A 14,505-nucleotide genomic window follows, 5' to 3' on the forward strand; every position below is an offset into this window, starting at 1 on the left:
AACTCAGGCGCCTACACCGCGGCTACACGCGCATGTGTAGCCCACGGAGGTGATTCACACGTCTGGATCCCGTGATGCGCTTCGGTCAGTACCGCATCTTGCCCGGTCGGAGTTCGGCGGCAGTGTGACGGCAGCGTCACGGCAGGTGGCATGGCCACGGCGGCGCGGCCTGCCGGCGTCTCGCAGGCAATGTCCACGAGATCCCTGGGGGATTCGCATGAACAGATGGACCGAGCTGCTCCGGAGGACGCTGGCCGTCGTCACGGCCGTGGCGGCGCTGACCGCCGGGCTGGTCGTGGTGTCGGGCGCGCCGGCGCTGGCGGCGGCCGGCGATCGTCACCTCGGCGCCGTCCCGACGGGCGCTGACCGTCGCCTCCGCCGTGGCCGTCGATACGGCTGGCCGCGCCTCGAAAGGGGTGAACGGTGTCAGGCGTGGTTCGCGGGTGGTCCACCGCGAACCGCGCCTGTGGTTCAGCCGGTGGTGATGTCCCAGGTCACCTCACGGGTGACGGTGTTGCCCGCGGCGTCGGTGGCGGTCAGCGTGACCAGGTATTCGCCGGCGGTGGTCGGCGTGCCGTGGAGCCGGCCGGTGCCGGGGTCGAGGCGGAGGCCCGGCGGCAGGCCGGTGGCGCCGATCTGGACCTTCTGCCGCTGCGGGTGGGTGACCTGGACGTAGTGGTAGGTCGGCGTGCCGACGCTGTCCCACCAGCTGAACGAGACCTTCATCCTCGGCCCGGTCGGTGCCGCCGGGACCGGCCTGCTGCCGTCGACGCCGACCGCGTCCCAGGCGGCGGCGACCGTGCGTGACTCGACGCCGCCGGCCCCGTAGAGGTCGGCGGCTGCCCGCAGGGTGGCGTCCCGGGCGCCCGCGTAGTCGGTGTTCGGGACCATGTGGACGGTCAGGGCCCGGTACCAGATCCGCCCGGCCTTGTCGTTGCCGATGCCGGTCACCGCGGGTCCGCCGTCGCAGGTGGGGCTGTCGCCCCAGCGTGCGCTGACGCTGCCGACCGCCAGCTGGTAGAAGAACTTGATCGCGGGCCCGCCGATCACGTGCGTGTCGTCGTGGTCGGCGAGCGTGGGATCCCAGCAGCCCGTCTCGGGCGCGTTCATGCGCCGGAGAGGGCCGCCGGTCGTACCCTCGCCGATCGTGTAGTCGGGGGTGTCTTTCGGGTTGGCGGCGGCGAACTCGACCAGGGTGCCGATGATGTCGCTGCTGGCCTCGTTGAGCCCGCCCGACTCGCCCCAGTTGTCGAAACCGGCGGTCAGTCCGGACAGTCCGTGACCCAGTTCGTGCGCGACGATGTCGATGGTGTTCATCGACCGGTCCCCGGCGGGCGGGGGCGACAGCATCACGCATCGGCAGTCCGCCTGGTACGAGGCCGTCCGGTCGCTCGCCTCACCGATGTTGGTCATCAGCAGGAATCCGGTGCCGTCCCCGGCGAGCCCGGCTCGTGCGTGGGTCCTCAGCAGGTAGTCCCAGGTCATCTCCGCCGCGTAGTACGCGTCGATGTTCGCGGTGGCCGGGTCGTCGGCGACGCCGGTCCCCCAGCGGTTGTCGGCGTCGGTGGGCTGGACGCCGTCGTACGGTCCGCTGAAGAGACCGCCGTTCAGGTCGCGGACCTCGATGTTGCCGCGGCTCGGGTCGACGAGGGTGTAGCCGGTGCGGGGTTCCCCTCGGGTCGCGATGGGGACGCTGCCGCTGTGGTATCCGTCGCCGATCCCGGTGACGCGTGTGACGACGCCTGCCGTCGCTACGCCGGTCACGACCAGCACCGCGGCACCTGCCGTCGCCGCCAGGGGCAGCAGCCACCGTCTGTTTCGCGGCGTCGGCGATCCACTTCGTTCAGGGGTTCCTAGGTCCATGAACAGCGAACATAGGAGTCGCTGTATAAACGGCCCATAAGGTCGCTCGTGCTGCGGTTCCGGCGCCGGCCGCTCACCCGCGGCCGGCCGCACCGACGCCGAGTTCGACCAGTCCGGCTCACCGACCCGTGCCGGGTGTGTCAGCCTCGTGGTGGAGCGCGGCCTGTTACCGGTGGACTGGTGGTCGATCGACCACCACGGTGCATCCCTCATTGTCGATACGGTCGATCGTGTGGGTCCATGGCGGTGGGTGAGGAGGCGCGCGCTGTGTCCGGACGCGTCGGTGCGGGACGGGGCCGGGCCGTCGTCAGGGACGGCGGCCGTCGTGATCGCGCCGGTCGTGCGGACGGCGCGATCGGGCCTCGGCTGGTGCTGAGATATCGACTGACCGGGCGTGGGCGCCCCCGCACCCGGAATCGGGTGCGGGGAGGAGTCCCGATGCGGTGTTCGACGGGGCCTGATGTCCGTCGGCTCCGGGTGCGTACGGCCTCAGGCCGAGCACCGACGAGGCGCGGTCTGACCTGCCCGTCCCGGCTTCCGGTCTACGGGACCCGTCGGCTGCATCGGTGCCGCTCACCTGAAAGGCCCCGGATTATGGACGCCTGCAACGGTTCTCGCGTGTGGGGAGCGATCATTTCGCGGTGGTCGTGCGCGCCGGCCGTGGTCCGACGCGATGCTCCGGCCGCTTCCGTGCCTGTGGGTCCGCAGCCTGTTTCTGCGCATGCCGGCGAGCCGGTCTTCGCGTATCTCACCCGGATCCCGTCCTCTCCCGGTGCGGGAGCCGGTGAGACACCTAGACAGATCACCCTGGTAATTGCGGCTTTGTGATGCGTGTCGTCGGCCTTCGGCGGCCGGATGGAAGGAAACCAGGCATGGTGCGGATACTCGACTGGCTGATCATAGTGTCCTGCGTCGTATTCATCGGTTCCATCGCGGCGTTGTCGCTGCGGTCCGGTGTTCCGGTGCCTCTGAAACTCTATGCCTTTCCCGTCGTCATAATGCTCTCGTCGGCCGCCCACCTGTACTTCAACTACCTTCACGACCGCCTCCGCAAATAAGGACCGAATGGGCGTCGATTGACCCGAGGCGCCGAGAAGTCATGCCGGGTAAGCCCGGCGGAAGCCGGTGATCGTGGCGCCGATCGCCCTCTCGTAGGCGGCGGGGTGTCCCTGGAACCAGGCGATCATGTTGACCAGGCTGTCGCCGCCGAGCGATCCCGGATCGCCGGCGAGATGCACGACGTGATCGGCCATCACGTCTCCGTCATCGTCGGGCTCGCCGATGGCGGCGTGACCCTCGCCGAGAACCGGTCGGGACAGGCGGCCAGGCCGCTGCGGCTGATCGCGGAGACCGGCCGACAGACACTGGACGAACTGCGCCGCACCGTCGATGTCCTCTTCGAGGACGACGATGATCAGGAGCTGAGCCCGCAACCTGGGATCGCCGACCTTGCGGTGCTGCTGCCCAGCCTGCGGACGGCCGGGCTGACCGTGACCTGCCGGATGGACGGCGCCGTGGAAGCGCTCGGCCGCGGCCTGCAACTGGCCTTCTATCGCATCGTGCAGGAGGCGCCGACCAACACGCTCAAGCACGCCGGGACCGGCGCCGCCGCGGCCGTGGCCATCGCCGCCGACCGCGGCCGGGTCCGCATCCGGGTCACCGACACCGGTCCCGGAACAGGTCGGCCCGCCGCGCAGCCCGGCGGCGGCAGGGCATCGTCGGCATGCGTGGACGGCATCGAGGCCACCCGCCGGATCGTCGAGTCGGGCGGCGACCGGATCCAGCTCGATATCTTCGCCTACGACATGGGACTGGTCGCGCCACGCATGGGACAGCCTGCGGCGCACGTGGTGGGGAGATCCCGGGGGTGTTCGCGGGTGCTGGCGTGCTGTCGGTGGTGTGATCATCGGCAGGAGGCGAGCCCTGGTGACGGTGGCGCGCGGATGGGGTCCGCGTAGCCGTGGCCGACCGACTTGTGTCATATGGGGCCGCTAGGCTCCCCGTGCTTCCGCAGGATTCGCGCACTGGAGACGACCCATGTCACGGGGACGCATAGCTACGCTCGCCGCTCTCGTTCTTGCTCTCACCGGCTGCGCCGGCCCGTCCGATGCGCCGGCGCCGGGATCGGCGGCGTCCACCGGCGCCGGGTTGCCTGATCCGAAGACGGCCCTGGCTGCCTCCGTTGCCGCGCTGGACGCGTTGAATTACGAGTTCAAGCTGTCCTCGCCGTACGACGGGGTGATCTCGGTTGTGGTGCACGGTCCGAGTGGGTCGCTGGAGGTGCAGCAGCGGGCCAAGTACAGCGCGACCGACATCACCGACGTGCGGTATCGCACGGTCGGTGACGTGCAGTGGCTGCGGCTGGACTTCTCGCAGACCGAGGGTCTGCCGCCCGACCTGCCGGGCGTGCTGACCGGGCAGAAGTGGCTGCCGGCGAAAGGGCTCGCCAACGACGGTGCGTTCGGGCCGCTGCGGTTGATGCGTCCGGAGAAGAACCTGACCGGTGCGGAAGGGCTGGTGACCAGCGTGGTCACGGTGACGCGCAAGGGGACGGCGTCGTTCGACGGGACGGTCGACGTGACCGATGTTGTCCCGGGAGCGCTGGGGTTCAGCTTGGAGAAGGAGCACGTTGCCGCGCTCGGGGATCGGGCGGCCTCGCTGTCGTTCCGTGCGACGACCGACGGTCAGGGCCGGTTGCGGCAGTTCGGATTCGATTATCCCGCGGCGGGGGAGTACCCGGCCGGCAGCGTCTCGTTCACCTTCGACCAGTACGACGCGGCACGCCCGGCCGGGCGCCGACGGGTAGTGAGCTCGGGTCGGATGCCGACGCGACGGCGGCAGCGGCTGCGCTGCGCACCATCCAGCAGCAGTAGCGTCCCGGTCTCTCGACGATGGACGGTTCGGCGGCGCCGGGATATGTGTGCTCTCGGCGCCGCCGGACGGACATGCGTGACCGTGCGCCCGCGGCGTTCATCGGTGATCAGCCTGCGAATCCGCATCCTGCCGGGGCTGACGGCGTTTGCACGGTGTTCCGCACGGTCAGGAGAGCGCAGCTGCTGGCCGACCTCGGCCGGCCCGAGACCCTCACCCTGCGGCAGGTCGCCCGTGAGGTCGGCGTCGCGCCGGCCAGCATCTAGAGCCGCACTGCCGGCCTCACCACACGCCAGGGTCCGGAGAGGGCAAACCCTGGCCGTGTTCTCTGCGGACAGGGCCAACCGTTATCCACGGTAACGCGTTCTATGTGCCCATAGCCTGGGCCTCAGCGACTACCATCATCGCAGTCTCGGAATAGCGCTCACGCAAGTCCTTGAGGCGCTGATATTCCGGGGACTCGTACCACTGGTTCACCATGCCGGCATCCGGAAACTCCTGGATGACCAGGCCGGACGGCTGCCAAGATCCTTCCAGGGCGACCGGCTTCATGTCGACCATGAGGTTGCGGCCGCCGTACTGGGTGAGCAATTCGGCGGCCTCCCGCGCGTATTGGCTGAACCCCTGGGGATCCGTGACTTTCAAATCGATGATGACGTAGGCGGTCACTGATGTCTCCCTGAATCTGCCACTTGATCAACTCCTGGATATCGAGGCTAGGTGAATAGCCGGAGATCAACCATGCGCACGACTCCTGGTTTCATGCGCGGCCGGGTCACCGCGCTGAGAGAGCAGGCGAAGGCCTTCGTGCTACAGGCCTCGCCCTGGTCGGCATCGAGGGCCCGCACCGCCCCGACCGGCAAGGTCAAGATGAAGTGGGGCGCGTTGTTAGCCTGGGGTGGTGGACGTGCTGAGCCAGGTCGTCATGTCGTTGCGGGAAGGCGATGCCTTCCTTCGCCGCACCCGTCGCCGCGGGCACTGGGGCAACCGTTTCGGGCCGTACAACGGGGCTGGCTTTCATGTGGTCCTGGAGGGCACCTGCTGGTTCTCCCTCGCTCCGGGGCACAACATCCGCCTGGATGCCGGCGATGTGGTCTTCCTGCCCCGTGGAACGGTGCATGCGATGGGCGGCAACCAGCCACTGCCCATCGCGATGCTCCCTCACGAGTACACCGATGGACCCGACCTCGGTGACGGCACGCCTGATGCGCCAGAAGCCGTGCTGCTGTGCGGCGCCTACGAGTTACGCCGACGCAGCGGCCAGGCTCTGCTCGACGCGATGCCGGACTACGTGCATTTCCCCGACGCAGGCCGGGCGATGACCCGCACAACGAGCCTCATCGCCTGGGACCACCCCGGCGGACGCATAGGTGACCAAGCGGTTCGATCGGCGGTACTGGACCTGCTCCTGGTCGACATCCTGCGCCGGTGGATCGACCGGCAATCCCCCGGTCTCTCCTCGGCCACCGCCGCCGATCCGAGCATCGTCACCGTTCTCCAGCACATCCACGAGGCGCCGAGCCGACAGTGGACGGTCGATCAGATGGCCGCGCTCGCGAACCTGTCCCGCAGCACTTTCGCCCGTCGTTTCGCGACCACCGTCGGCATGCCGCCGCTGCGGTACCTGGGATGGTGGCGCCTGCACATCGCCGCGCGGCGGCTGCGGCAGACCGATGTCTCGCTCGCGGTCATCGCCGGTGAGGTCGGGTACGGCTCGGAGTTCGCCCTGGCCCACGCATTCAAACGAGAGTTCGGCATGGCCACGGGCACGTTCCGGCGGACGCCGAGCCTCGCCGATCGCGAGCACTATCAGACCTGAGTGTGTGTCGACCGGCCCGGCGCGGGCGACCGTGTGATCGTCGCAGAGCGCGGCGTGCAGAAAGTCGCGATCGGGCTGACCGGGCTGCCGCGCCAGACGCCGACGCATCGCTCGGATCCGGGCTGCGAACGATGCCGGCCTCGTCGTCAGCCGGTGAGTCCGCGGAGGAAGTCCAGCAGGGCCGCGTTGACCCGGTCCGGTGCGTCGAGTTGTAGCCAGTGACCTGCGCCCTCGACGCGTTCGTAGCGCCACGGCCCGCGCACGTGTGCCGCCGAGCCGGTCATTCCGGCCTCGACCAGGGCGATGTCGTGGGTGCTCCACATGCCCAGGGTCGGCAGATCGATGGGCGGCAGCGTCGGGACGGGCGCGATGTTGCTCTCCGGCGGGGTCATGGCGCGGTACAGGTTGAGGCTGCCGGTCAGTGCCGCCGGGTCTGTGAACCGGCCGATGACCTCGTCGATCTCCGGGTGCCGGGTGACGGTGCGCAGGTTCTCGAAGTCGTTCTGCCGGATCCATTCCTCGGCGATGCCGGTGAACTGGAACAGCAGGATGTACCAGGACTTCTCCTTCTGCGCGATCCCGGCCCGGCGGAACGCCACGGGGTGGCCGGTCGACATCGCGGTCAGTGACCGGAGCTTTTGCGGCGCGTTCAACGCGACCATCCACGCGATGGCCGAGCCCCAGTCGTGTCCGACCAGGTGTACCCGGCCGAGATCCAGTGCGTCGATCAGCCCGAGTACGTCGCCGACCATCTGGGCCCGGCCGTACGCGTCCACCTCGGCCGGTTTGTCCGACTCGCCGAAGCCGCGCAGGTCCGGTGTCACCACCCGGTAGCCTGCCGCCGACAGCGCGTCGACCTGATGCCGCCACACGTCGCCGGTGTCCGGCCAGCCGTGCAGCATCAGCACCGGCGTCCCGTCGCCACCGCTGTCCCGCACGTGCAGCGTGACCCCGTTGACCTTGATCTTCGTCAATCCGGCTCCCTGCTCGGGCTGCCACGGCAGCGTTCGGGATACGGACATTAGCAGTCGTTCCAGGCGACAAGGCCGAGAAGGTCAACGGCGCTGCGGCGGTACGCCGGACCGCGGCGATCGGCGTGCGCGTCTGCCGAGACCGCGCAGGGTGCGCGAAGCCTCCGCACCGGACTGCGGGACCCGCCGTCCGGCGCCGAGTGAGGAAGCTCGATCTTGTGCCGTAGCGGGATGCGGCGCATCCTGTTTGGAGCTTTTGGGGAGAGGTTGCCGATAGTTAGGGAAAGGCGAAACATGTCCGGTACGTGGACCGCCCGCCGCGTCACCCGAGCCGTCGCGGTAGCCGCGCTGCTCGCGGTCGCGCTCACCGCCCCGCGGACGATCAGTGCGTTCGCCAGCACGCCGGCCGACACGATCAGCTGGGAGAGCGGCAGCCGCCAGTTCGTCACGTCCGGCACGTACGCGCGGATCAAGCGGATCGGCGGCGGCGATCTGCTGCTGGTCTACAGCGACGGGCCCGGTGTGCGGGTGCGGCGCAGCGCGGACAACGGTGCGACGTGGAGTGCCGCGACGACGGTCGCGCAGGCGAGCGGATACAACTACACCAATGCGGAGGTGACGCAGCTGGCCAACGGCTGGCTGCTCTACCTGTGGAACGGCCGGCCGGTCTCGGACGGCGGCGCCCAGCGGTACACGATCATGTCGAGGATCAGCCGGGACGGCGGTCGTACGTGGGCGGACGAGCGGACCGCGTACATCGGGGACGCGGTGTTCGGCAACGGTGTGTGGGAGCCGGCCGCCATCCAGCTGCCGTCGGGTGAGATCCAGTTGTTCTTCGCCAACGAGAGCCCGTACCGGTCCTCGAACGAGCAGGAGATCACGCTGATGCGCTCGTTCGACAACGGGCTCAGCTGGGGTGAGGCGAAGGCGGTGTCGTTCCGGGCTGGGCATCGTGACGGCATGCCGGTGCCGGTGCGGCTGCGGGACGACGCGGGGCTGGCGTTCGCGATCGAGGACGACGGTCTGGGCGGCCCGTTCAAGCCGGCGATCGTGTGGTCGTCCGCGGCGGACAACTGGCGGCAGGGCACCGCGTCCAGCCGCTGGTCCGCGCTGCGCAGTGACCAGCAGCTGCCGGTCGCGGTCTACGCCGGTGCGCCGTATCTGGTGCAGATGCCGACCGGTGAGACGGTGCTGTCCGTGCAGTCCACGGAGGGCCGGGTGCGGCATGATCTCAGTGTGGCGAACATGCAGGTGTACGTGGGTGACGGCGCCGCCCGGAACTTCGCGAACCGGTCCACCCCGTTCCCGGACCTGCCCGCCGAGGCGGATGCGTTGTGGAATTCGCTGACCGTCCTGGACGACGACAACCTGCTCGCGGTCAGCTCCGTCACCGGCCTCGGCCGCAACGGCATCTGGATCGTCCGCGGTCACCTCGTCCGCGGCTGACCGGTGGGGGCGTCCTTCACGGAGGACGCCCCCACCGCTTTATCGTGCCGGACAAGCCGGGTGCCGGGGCCGACGGAGTTCCGGGCGTTCTTCCGGTCGGGGTCGGTGCGGGTGGTGCCGTCGCCCCGGCCGGTTTGTCGTCCCGCCCGACGGGGGCGCCCGGGTCAGGAGACGAAGGCGTACGGGCCGAACCGTCCCCACGCCACGACGGCGGCGAGGGCGAGCAGGACGATGTTGGCGACGATCATCCGGTACTCGTGGCGGCGGGCGTGGGTGATCACGGCGCCGATCATGACGATCACGATGCCGAGTCCGGCGAGCGGTACCAGGACGGTGGCGGTGCCGGTGACGGCGGGCAGGACGAGCCCGAGGCCGCCGGCGACCTCGAGGGCGCCGATGATCTTCACGGTGCCCGGTGAGAAGTCGTCGACCCAGCCGAGCCCGGATGCGGCGAGCGCGGCCCTGGAGCGGAGGAGTTTCATGCCGCCGGCGCCGAGCATGGCGGCGCCGAGCAGCACGGCGACGGTCCACAGGACGAGGTTCATGGCGGCGGCTCTCAGCGGCGGGAGTGGGCGGCGGCGACCGGCTCGCTGACGATGTCGACGACGTCGAAGTAGTCGTTCTCGAAGGTGGCGAGCCCGTCGAAGTACTTCCCGCCGTTCGTGAAGCCGGGCTGGTCGAGCAGGACGTGGAACCGGTCGAAGCCGGACCACGTCCCGACGTTGACCAGGCGTTGCCGGTCGTGGCTGACGTGGAAGTTGATGGTGCGCAGGCCGGGCGTGACCAGGGACGCCGGTGCGTGCGCGGTGATCTTCTCGAGCAGTGCGTCGGCCTGGTCGTCGAGCACGGTGAACAGGCCGAAGTGCACCACCGGCGTGTGCGGCAGTGAGACGGTCGTCGGGGATTCGTTGCCGGCGCGCCACGCGAGGTCGTAGGTGCGCAGGTCCAGGGTGCGTGCGGGGATGCCGAGCGCGTCGTCGGTGTCCAGGATCCGCGGCGCGGTGCCGGTGTCGCTGTCGCTGTCGAACCGGCTGTAGACGGTGATGCGGTTGTGGTCGCGGCTGGCGAGCACGACGGCTCCGCGGAATCCGTCGAGTCGGCGCCACCGGCGTACCCGCTGGGTGATTGTGGGCAGGGTTTGGGACTGCTGCGCGGTCCGGCGCGGGATCCGGTGCGGCGGCTGCGGGCCGATCGCCGGGTCGATCTCCTCCGGTGTGCCGAGTTCCAGTCGTTCGATGACGGCGGTGACGTGCGAGTCGGCGGTGGTCTGGAGCGTCAGGTCTGCGGTGCTCATGGGAATCCCCTCTACGAGTTTCGGGACCGGTGAGTCCCGTAAGACTTACGGTACCTCCGGGTCCCGTAAGATGCCAGGCATGACGACGGAAGACTCCGAGACCCCGCCACCGACGGGGCGCCCCCGCGATCCCGTGCTCGAACAGGCGATCCTGAACGCCACGGTCGAGGTGGTCGCCCGCAGCGGATTCGCGGCGGCGAAACTGGAGGACATCGCCAAGCGCGCGGGAACGGGGAAGGCGGCGATCTACCGGCGGTGGCCCAGCAAGACCGCCCTGGTCGTCGCGGCCGCGGAGAACCTGCAGAGCCCGGTCGCGATTCCCGACACGGGCTCGCTGCGGGAGGATCTGCTCGGTTGCGTGCGGCACTACATCACGCCGAGCGCACGGGCGGCCCTGGCGCTGGCGACCGTCCTGGCCGAGGCGTCACGCAACACCGAACTGCGCGACGCCGCGCAGGCCGCGATCGGACAGCCGCCGGTGGAGGCCCTGCGTGCGGTCCTCGCGCGATGGATCGCGCGCGGCGCCGTCGACCCGGCGACGCCCGTCGACCTCATCGCCGGGCTGGTGCCGGCCGTGGCCTTCCACCGCGTGGCGCTGCTGCACCAGGGCCTCGACGAGGCCACCGCGGTCGCGCTGGTCGACGACGTGCTACTGCCGGCCTTGCACGCCCCCGCCGGTGACACGCCATGACATAGAGCGACCGGCGTTCAGCGCCGTGTTCCGGTCGTCTCCGATCGCGGACGCCGGCAGGAACGGCGCATCGGAGCCCACCGCGCCTGCGCCGGGCTCGGGGCGAACGACGTCCGGTGTCCGGCGGCGTCGCAGCCGGACAGTTGTGCAGCGTGACGGCCGGTCGTGGGTCTGGCGATCACATGTCTGCCGTTCGTAGCGTGAACTCATGGTGTTCTTGCTGGCCGTCGGCATCGCTGTCGCCACGGTGGTCGGAGTGGCCAGGATGCTCCTTTCCGGCCCTCCGAATCACTCCTGCCCACGGAACCGACCGGGGTGCACGGGGCGAATTACCGTTACTCGTACGAAGCTCGGTGGATACAGCGGAATCCCGACCACCACCTACCGTGTTCAGGAAAACTGCCGGCATTGACGATCTGCCGACAGGTCTCCTCGACTGGGTCGGTGGTGCTAGGACAGCTCGCGGGCCAGGAAGACCGCGGCCGGGTGGCCGGCGAGCGCGCCGAAGCCGTCGGTGGGCCGGTAGCCCTCGCGCTGGTAGAACCGGACCGCCTCCGGCTGTGCCGTACCGGTGACGAGTGTGATGATTGTGGTGCCGTGGGCCCGGCCGAGTTCCTCGATCGTGCGGATGACGGCCGTCGCCGCGCCGGTGCCGCGTGCTTCCGGCACCACGTACATGCGCTTCAGTTCGGCGGTGTCGCTGGTCAGGAAGCGCAGCGCGGCGCAGCCTACGGCCGTGCCCTGCGGGTCGCGGGCGATGACGAACACGCCGAAGTCCTCGGCCTCCAGCGGCTCCGGGTCGTCCGCGATGGTCAGGTGGTAGCGGGCCATCATGTCCGCGGCCATCGCGTGGACCAGTCGCTGGCCGTCGGCGCCGTCGTACGGCTCCTCGGCGACGGTGAACCTCATGGTGCTCCGATCGGTGGTGATGGGTGGTGCGTGACGCCGCTGCGGGCGACCGCTCGACTGTGCCGGGGCGCGCGGCCGGACACCAGCCCGGCGCCCATGCCGATGTGGCATGGGAACGGGCGTGGCCGGCCCGGCCGCGCCGCCCCGGCCCGGCGTCCTCGGTGACGGTGATCCGCGTCTGAACAGCGGTTTCCCGGGTCTGCGGCGCCAGCGTCCCGATCATGCTCAGTCGGCATACCCGGGCCCCTCGGGACGACCCGGCGTGCCGACCGGCTCAGTGGCCGAGGGCGGCCATGTTGGCTTCGTCGTAGCGGTCGCCGGTGGCCGGCGTCAGGTGGTGAAGCCGGGCGAGCTGGCCGTCGGTGAGGCTGATGCGGTCGGCGGCGGCGTTCTCCTCCAGCCGGTCTATGCGCGTGGTGCCGGGGATGGGGACGATGTCGTCGCCTTGGGCGAGCAGCCAGGCGAGGGCGACCTGCGCCGGGGTGGCCTCGGCTTCGGCGGCGACGGCGCGGACCTCGTCGACGATGCGCATGTTGCGTTCGAGGTTGCCGCCGGCGAAGCGCGGGTTGGTGCGGCGCCAGTCGTCGGCGTCGAGGTCGTCCAGCGTGCGGATGCCGCCGGTGAGGAACCCGCGGCCCAGCGGGGAGTACGGGACGAGGCCCACGCCCAGCTCGCGCAGGACCGGCAGCACCTCGGCCTCGGGGTCGCGGACCCACAGCGAGTACTCGGACTGCACCGCGGTGATCGGGTGAACGGCATGTGCCCGCCGGATGGTCGCGGGTCCGGCCTCCGACAGTCCGATGTGGCGGATCTTCCCCTCGGCCACAAGCTCCGCCAGTGCGGCGACGGTCTCCTCGATCGGTGTGTCCGGGTCGCCTCGGTGCTGGTAGTAGAGGTCCAGGTGGTCGGTGCCGAGGCGGCGCAGTGATCCCTCCACTGCGAGCCGGATGTTGGCCGGGGTGCTGTCGTTGCCCGGCCGGCCGGTGTGCGATACGTGACCGAACTTGGTCGCGAGCATCACCTCGTCCCGGCGTCCCTTGATGGCGCGGCCGACCAGTTCCTCGTTGACGTAGGGGCCGTACGCCTCGGCGGTGTCGATGTGGGTGACGCCGAGGTCCAGGGCCCGCTGGATGGTGCGGATCGACTGGTCGTCGCGCTGGCCGGCGCCGGTGTAGAAGACCGACATGCCCATGGCGCCCAGGCCTACGCGGGAGGTCTCCAGTCCGCCGAGCGTGGTGGTTCTCATCGTGGTGATCCCTTTCCTGCGGTGAACGCGACCGACTTAAGTTCCGGTCGGTCCAGAACGCTAGCACATCTGGACCGATCGGGAGTAAAGTCGCCGGTGAAGACGAAAGAGCTGGTCATGGAGGGCTGTAGACCCTGTCGACCCCGAATCGAGGAGGATGTCGCCATGAGCGGATCCCAGAGCGCAGTGTTCGGCCGTCCCCGGGAGTTCGACGTCGACGAGGCGCTGGAGCGGGCCATGCAGGTGTTCTGGGCGCGGGGGTACGACGGCACCAGCCTCACGGACCTGACCGGCGCGATGGGGATCACCAAGTCGAGCATGTACGCCGCCTTCGGCAACAAGGAACAGCTCTTCCGCAAGGCCGTGCAGCGCTACGCCGAAGGGCCGGCCTCCTACGCGACACGCGCCCTGCGGGAGCCCACCGCCCGCGCGGTGGCCGAGGCGTTCCTCCGGGGAGCCGTCCGGACGACGACCTCGCCCGGCCGCCCGGCGGGGTGCCTGTCGGTGCAGGGCGCGCTAGCGCTGAGCGAGCAGGGCCGGCCCGCGCACGACGTGCTGGTCGGCTGGCGCATCGACGCGGGCGACCAGCTCGAGGCGCGCTTCCGGCGCGCCGTCGAGGAGGGCGACCTCTCGCGTGACGCCGACCCGGGACGCCTCGCCCGGTACGTCATGACGACGGGCTTCGGCATCGCCGTCCAGGCCGCGAACGGCCTGGGGCCCGACGTGCTCGACGAGATCGTCGACACGGCGCTGCTCGCCTGGCCGACGTGACCGCCGTGCATCTTGCGGTGCATTCACGATCACCTCCACCACGCCGATTCCGTACGGAAGGATCAGTGCTGATGACCGAGAACGGCCTGCACGACCTGTATCTGCGATACATCGCGGCACTCAACGCCCACGAGTTCGGCGGCCTGGACGAGTTCATCTCCGACGAGGTCCTGCTCGGCGGCGAGCCCGGCACCCGGGACGCCGTCGTCGAAGTCCTCGAGGGGATCGTCGACGCCGTGCCGGACATCCACTGGGAGATCCGTGAGATGCTGTTCGACCGCGACGGCATCGCCGTCCGCCTGACCAACACCGGCACACCGGCCAAGGAATGGCTCGGCGTCCGGCCGTCCGGAGCCTCATTCCAGATCGTCGAGTACGCGATCTACAAGGTCCGTGACGGCAGGTTCATCCACATGACCAACCTGCACGACTCGGCCGAGATGTTCCGTCAGCTGACCGCCTGACGTCTCCGGACACGTCCAGCGGGCGCCCGGCTCCTGCGCCGTGCCGACGAGCCGAGTGACTGACCCCAACACCCCCGACGACGGTGTGCGGATCGTCGTCAGGTCGGACAAGTCCACCTGATACGGGTCGTTGATCACAATGTAATCGAAGATCCTCATA

The 14,505-nt window shown here is 69.7% G+C and carries 16 protein-coding genes; 8 read left to right on the forward strand and 8 right to left on the reverse strand.

The window, feature by feature from the left end; translation table 11 throughout:
* Nucleotides 1-471 precede the first annotated feature (471 nt).
* On the reverse strand, nucleotides 472-1,764 hold the full coding sequence (locus tag OP04_RS18055) for a M4 family metallopeptidase (protein WP_198153878.1): 1,293 nt from the start codon (nucleotides 1,762-1,764) through the stop codon (nucleotides 472-474).
* Nucleotides 1,765-2,735: 971 nt separating this feature from the next.
* Between OP04_RS18055 and OP04_RS54665 the strand changes: the two genes are divergently transcribed.
* On the forward strand, nucleotides 2,736-2,921 hold the full coding sequence (locus OP04_RS54665; protein ID WP_033340901.1) for a hypothetical protein: 186 nt from the start codon (nucleotides 2,736-2,738) through the stop codon (nucleotides 2,919-2,921).
* A 39-nt stretch (nucleotides 2,922-2,960) separates the two neighbouring features.
* Here OP04_RS54665 and OP04_RS53420 read toward each other — a convergent pair whose 3' ends face one another.
* The gene (locus tag OP04_RS53420; RefSeq protein WP_157239979.1) at nucleotides 2,961-3,116 is read right to left on the reverse strand and encodes a hypothetical protein; all 156 of its coding nucleotides are present in this window, start codon (nucleotides 3,114-3,116) and stop codon (nucleotides 2,961-2,963) included.
* On the opposite strand from OP04_RS53420, the gene OP04_RS49780 reads away from it, so the two are divergent.
* Nucleotides 3,105-3,821, forward strand: a complete 717-nt coding sequence (locus OP04_RS49780) for a sensor histidine kinase (RefSeq protein WP_232323635.1) — start codon at nucleotides 3,105-3,107, stop codon at nucleotides 3,819-3,821. The two genes, OP04_RS53420 and OP04_RS49780, sit on opposite strands and share 12 nt — an antisense overlap.
* 79 nt (nucleotides 3,822-3,900) lie before the next feature.
* Nucleotides 3,901-5,094 carry a LolA-like protein gene (locus OP04_RS53425; protein WP_157239981.1) on the forward strand — a complete coding sequence of 398 codons (1,194 nt, stop codon included), beginning with the start codon at nucleotides 3,901-3,903 and terminating at the stop codon, nucleotides 5,092-5,094.
* Nucleotides 5,095-5,100: 6 nt separating this feature from the next.
* On the opposite strand, the gene OP04_RS18075 is transcribed toward OP04_RS53425, so the two are convergent.
* Nucleotides 5,101-5,403, reverse strand: a complete 303-nt coding sequence (locus OP04_RS18075; protein WP_033340903.1) for a DUF1330 domain-containing protein — start codon at nucleotides 5,401-5,403, stop codon at nucleotides 5,101-5,103.
* Nucleotides 5,404-5,635: 232 nt separating this feature from the next.
* Here OP04_RS18075 and OP04_RS18080 point away from each other — a divergent pair, with 232 nt between their 5' ends.
* Nucleotides 5,636-6,553 (forward strand): AraC family transcriptional regulator, encoded by a 918-nt coding sequence (locus OP04_RS18080; RefSeq protein WP_033340987.1) that lies wholly within the window; start codon nucleotides 5,636-5,638, stop codon nucleotides 6,551-6,553.
* A 146-nt stretch (nucleotides 6,554-6,699) separates the two neighbouring features.
* Here the strand turns inward: OP04_RS18080 and OP04_RS18085 are convergent, their stop codons facing one another.
* Complete coding sequence (locus OP04_RS18085; protein WP_033340904.1) at nucleotides 6,700-7,527, reverse strand: alpha/beta fold hydrolase; 828 nt, start codon at nucleotides 7,525-7,527, stop codon at nucleotides 6,700-6,702.
* 291 nt (nucleotides 7,528-7,818) lie between these two features.
* On the opposite strand from OP04_RS18085, the gene OP04_RS18090 reads away from it, so the two are divergent.
* Nucleotides 7,819-8,970 carry an exo-alpha-sialidase gene (locus tag OP04_RS18090; RefSeq protein WP_051798228.1) on the forward strand — a complete coding sequence of 384 codons (1,152 nt, stop codon included), beginning with the start codon at nucleotides 7,819-7,821 and terminating at the stop codon, nucleotides 8,968-8,970.
* Nucleotides 8,971-9,134: 164 nt separating this feature from the next.
* Here OP04_RS18090 and OP04_RS18095 read toward each other — a convergent pair whose 3' ends face one another.
* Together OP04_RS18095 and OP04_RS18100 are read right to left on the reverse strand one after the other, a co-directional pair.
* Nucleotides 9,135-9,515, reverse strand: a complete 381-nt coding sequence (locus tag OP04_RS18095; protein WP_033340989.1) for a DoxX family protein — start codon at nucleotides 9,513-9,515, stop codon at nucleotides 9,135-9,137.
* Between the two features lie 11 nt (nucleotides 9,516-9,526).
* Nucleotides 9,527-10,264: a hypothetical protein gene (locus OP04_RS18100; protein ID WP_033340905.1), complete on the reverse strand. Its 738-nt coding sequence runs from the start codon at nucleotides 10,262-10,264 to the stop codon at nucleotides 9,527-9,529.
* 79 nt (nucleotides 10,265-10,343) lie between these two features.
* Between OP04_RS18100 and OP04_RS18105 the strand changes: the two genes are divergently transcribed.
* On the forward strand, nucleotides 10,344-10,955 hold the full coding sequence (locus tag OP04_RS18105; RefSeq protein ID WP_033340906.1) for a TetR/AcrR family transcriptional regulator: 612 nt from the start codon (nucleotides 10,344-10,346) through the stop codon (nucleotides 10,953-10,955).
* Nucleotides 10,956-11,405: 450 nt separating this feature from the next.
* Here OP04_RS18105 and OP04_RS18110 read toward each other — a convergent pair whose 3' ends face one another.
* Entirely contained in the window at nucleotides 11,406-11,864 is a 459-nt protein-coding gene (locus OP04_RS18110; RefSeq protein WP_033340907.1) for a GNAT family N-acetyltransferase, read from the reverse strand.
* Nucleotides 11,865-12,138: 274 nt separating this feature from the next.
* Complete coding sequence (locus OP04_RS18115; protein ID WP_033340908.1) at nucleotides 12,139-13,110, reverse strand: aldo/keto reductase; 972 nt, start codon at nucleotides 13,108-13,110, stop codon at nucleotides 12,139-12,141.
* 165 nt (nucleotides 13,111-13,275) lie between these two features.
* Between OP04_RS18115 and OP04_RS18120 the strand changes: the two genes are divergently transcribed.
* Both OP04_RS18120 and OP04_RS18125 read left to right on the forward strand, forming a co-directional pair.
* Nucleotides 13,276-13,881 (forward strand): TetR/AcrR family transcriptional regulator, encoded by a 606-nt coding sequence (locus OP04_RS18120; RefSeq protein WP_033340909.1) that lies wholly within the window; start codon nucleotides 13,276-13,278, stop codon nucleotides 13,879-13,881.
* Nucleotides 13,882-13,952: 71 nt separating this feature from the next.
* Nucleotides 13,953-14,345 carry an ester cyclase gene (locus OP04_RS18125; protein WP_033340910.1) on the forward strand — a complete coding sequence of 131 codons (393 nt, stop codon included), beginning with the start codon at nucleotides 13,953-13,955 and terminating at the stop codon, nucleotides 14,343-14,345.
* Nucleotides 14,346-14,505: the final 160 nt, after the last annotated feature.

The sequence above is a fragment of the Catenuloplanes japonicus genome (genome assembly GCF_000717135.1).
Lineage (GTDB): Bacteria > Actinomycetota > Actinomycetes > Mycobacteriales > Micromonosporaceae > Catenuloplanes > Catenuloplanes japonicus.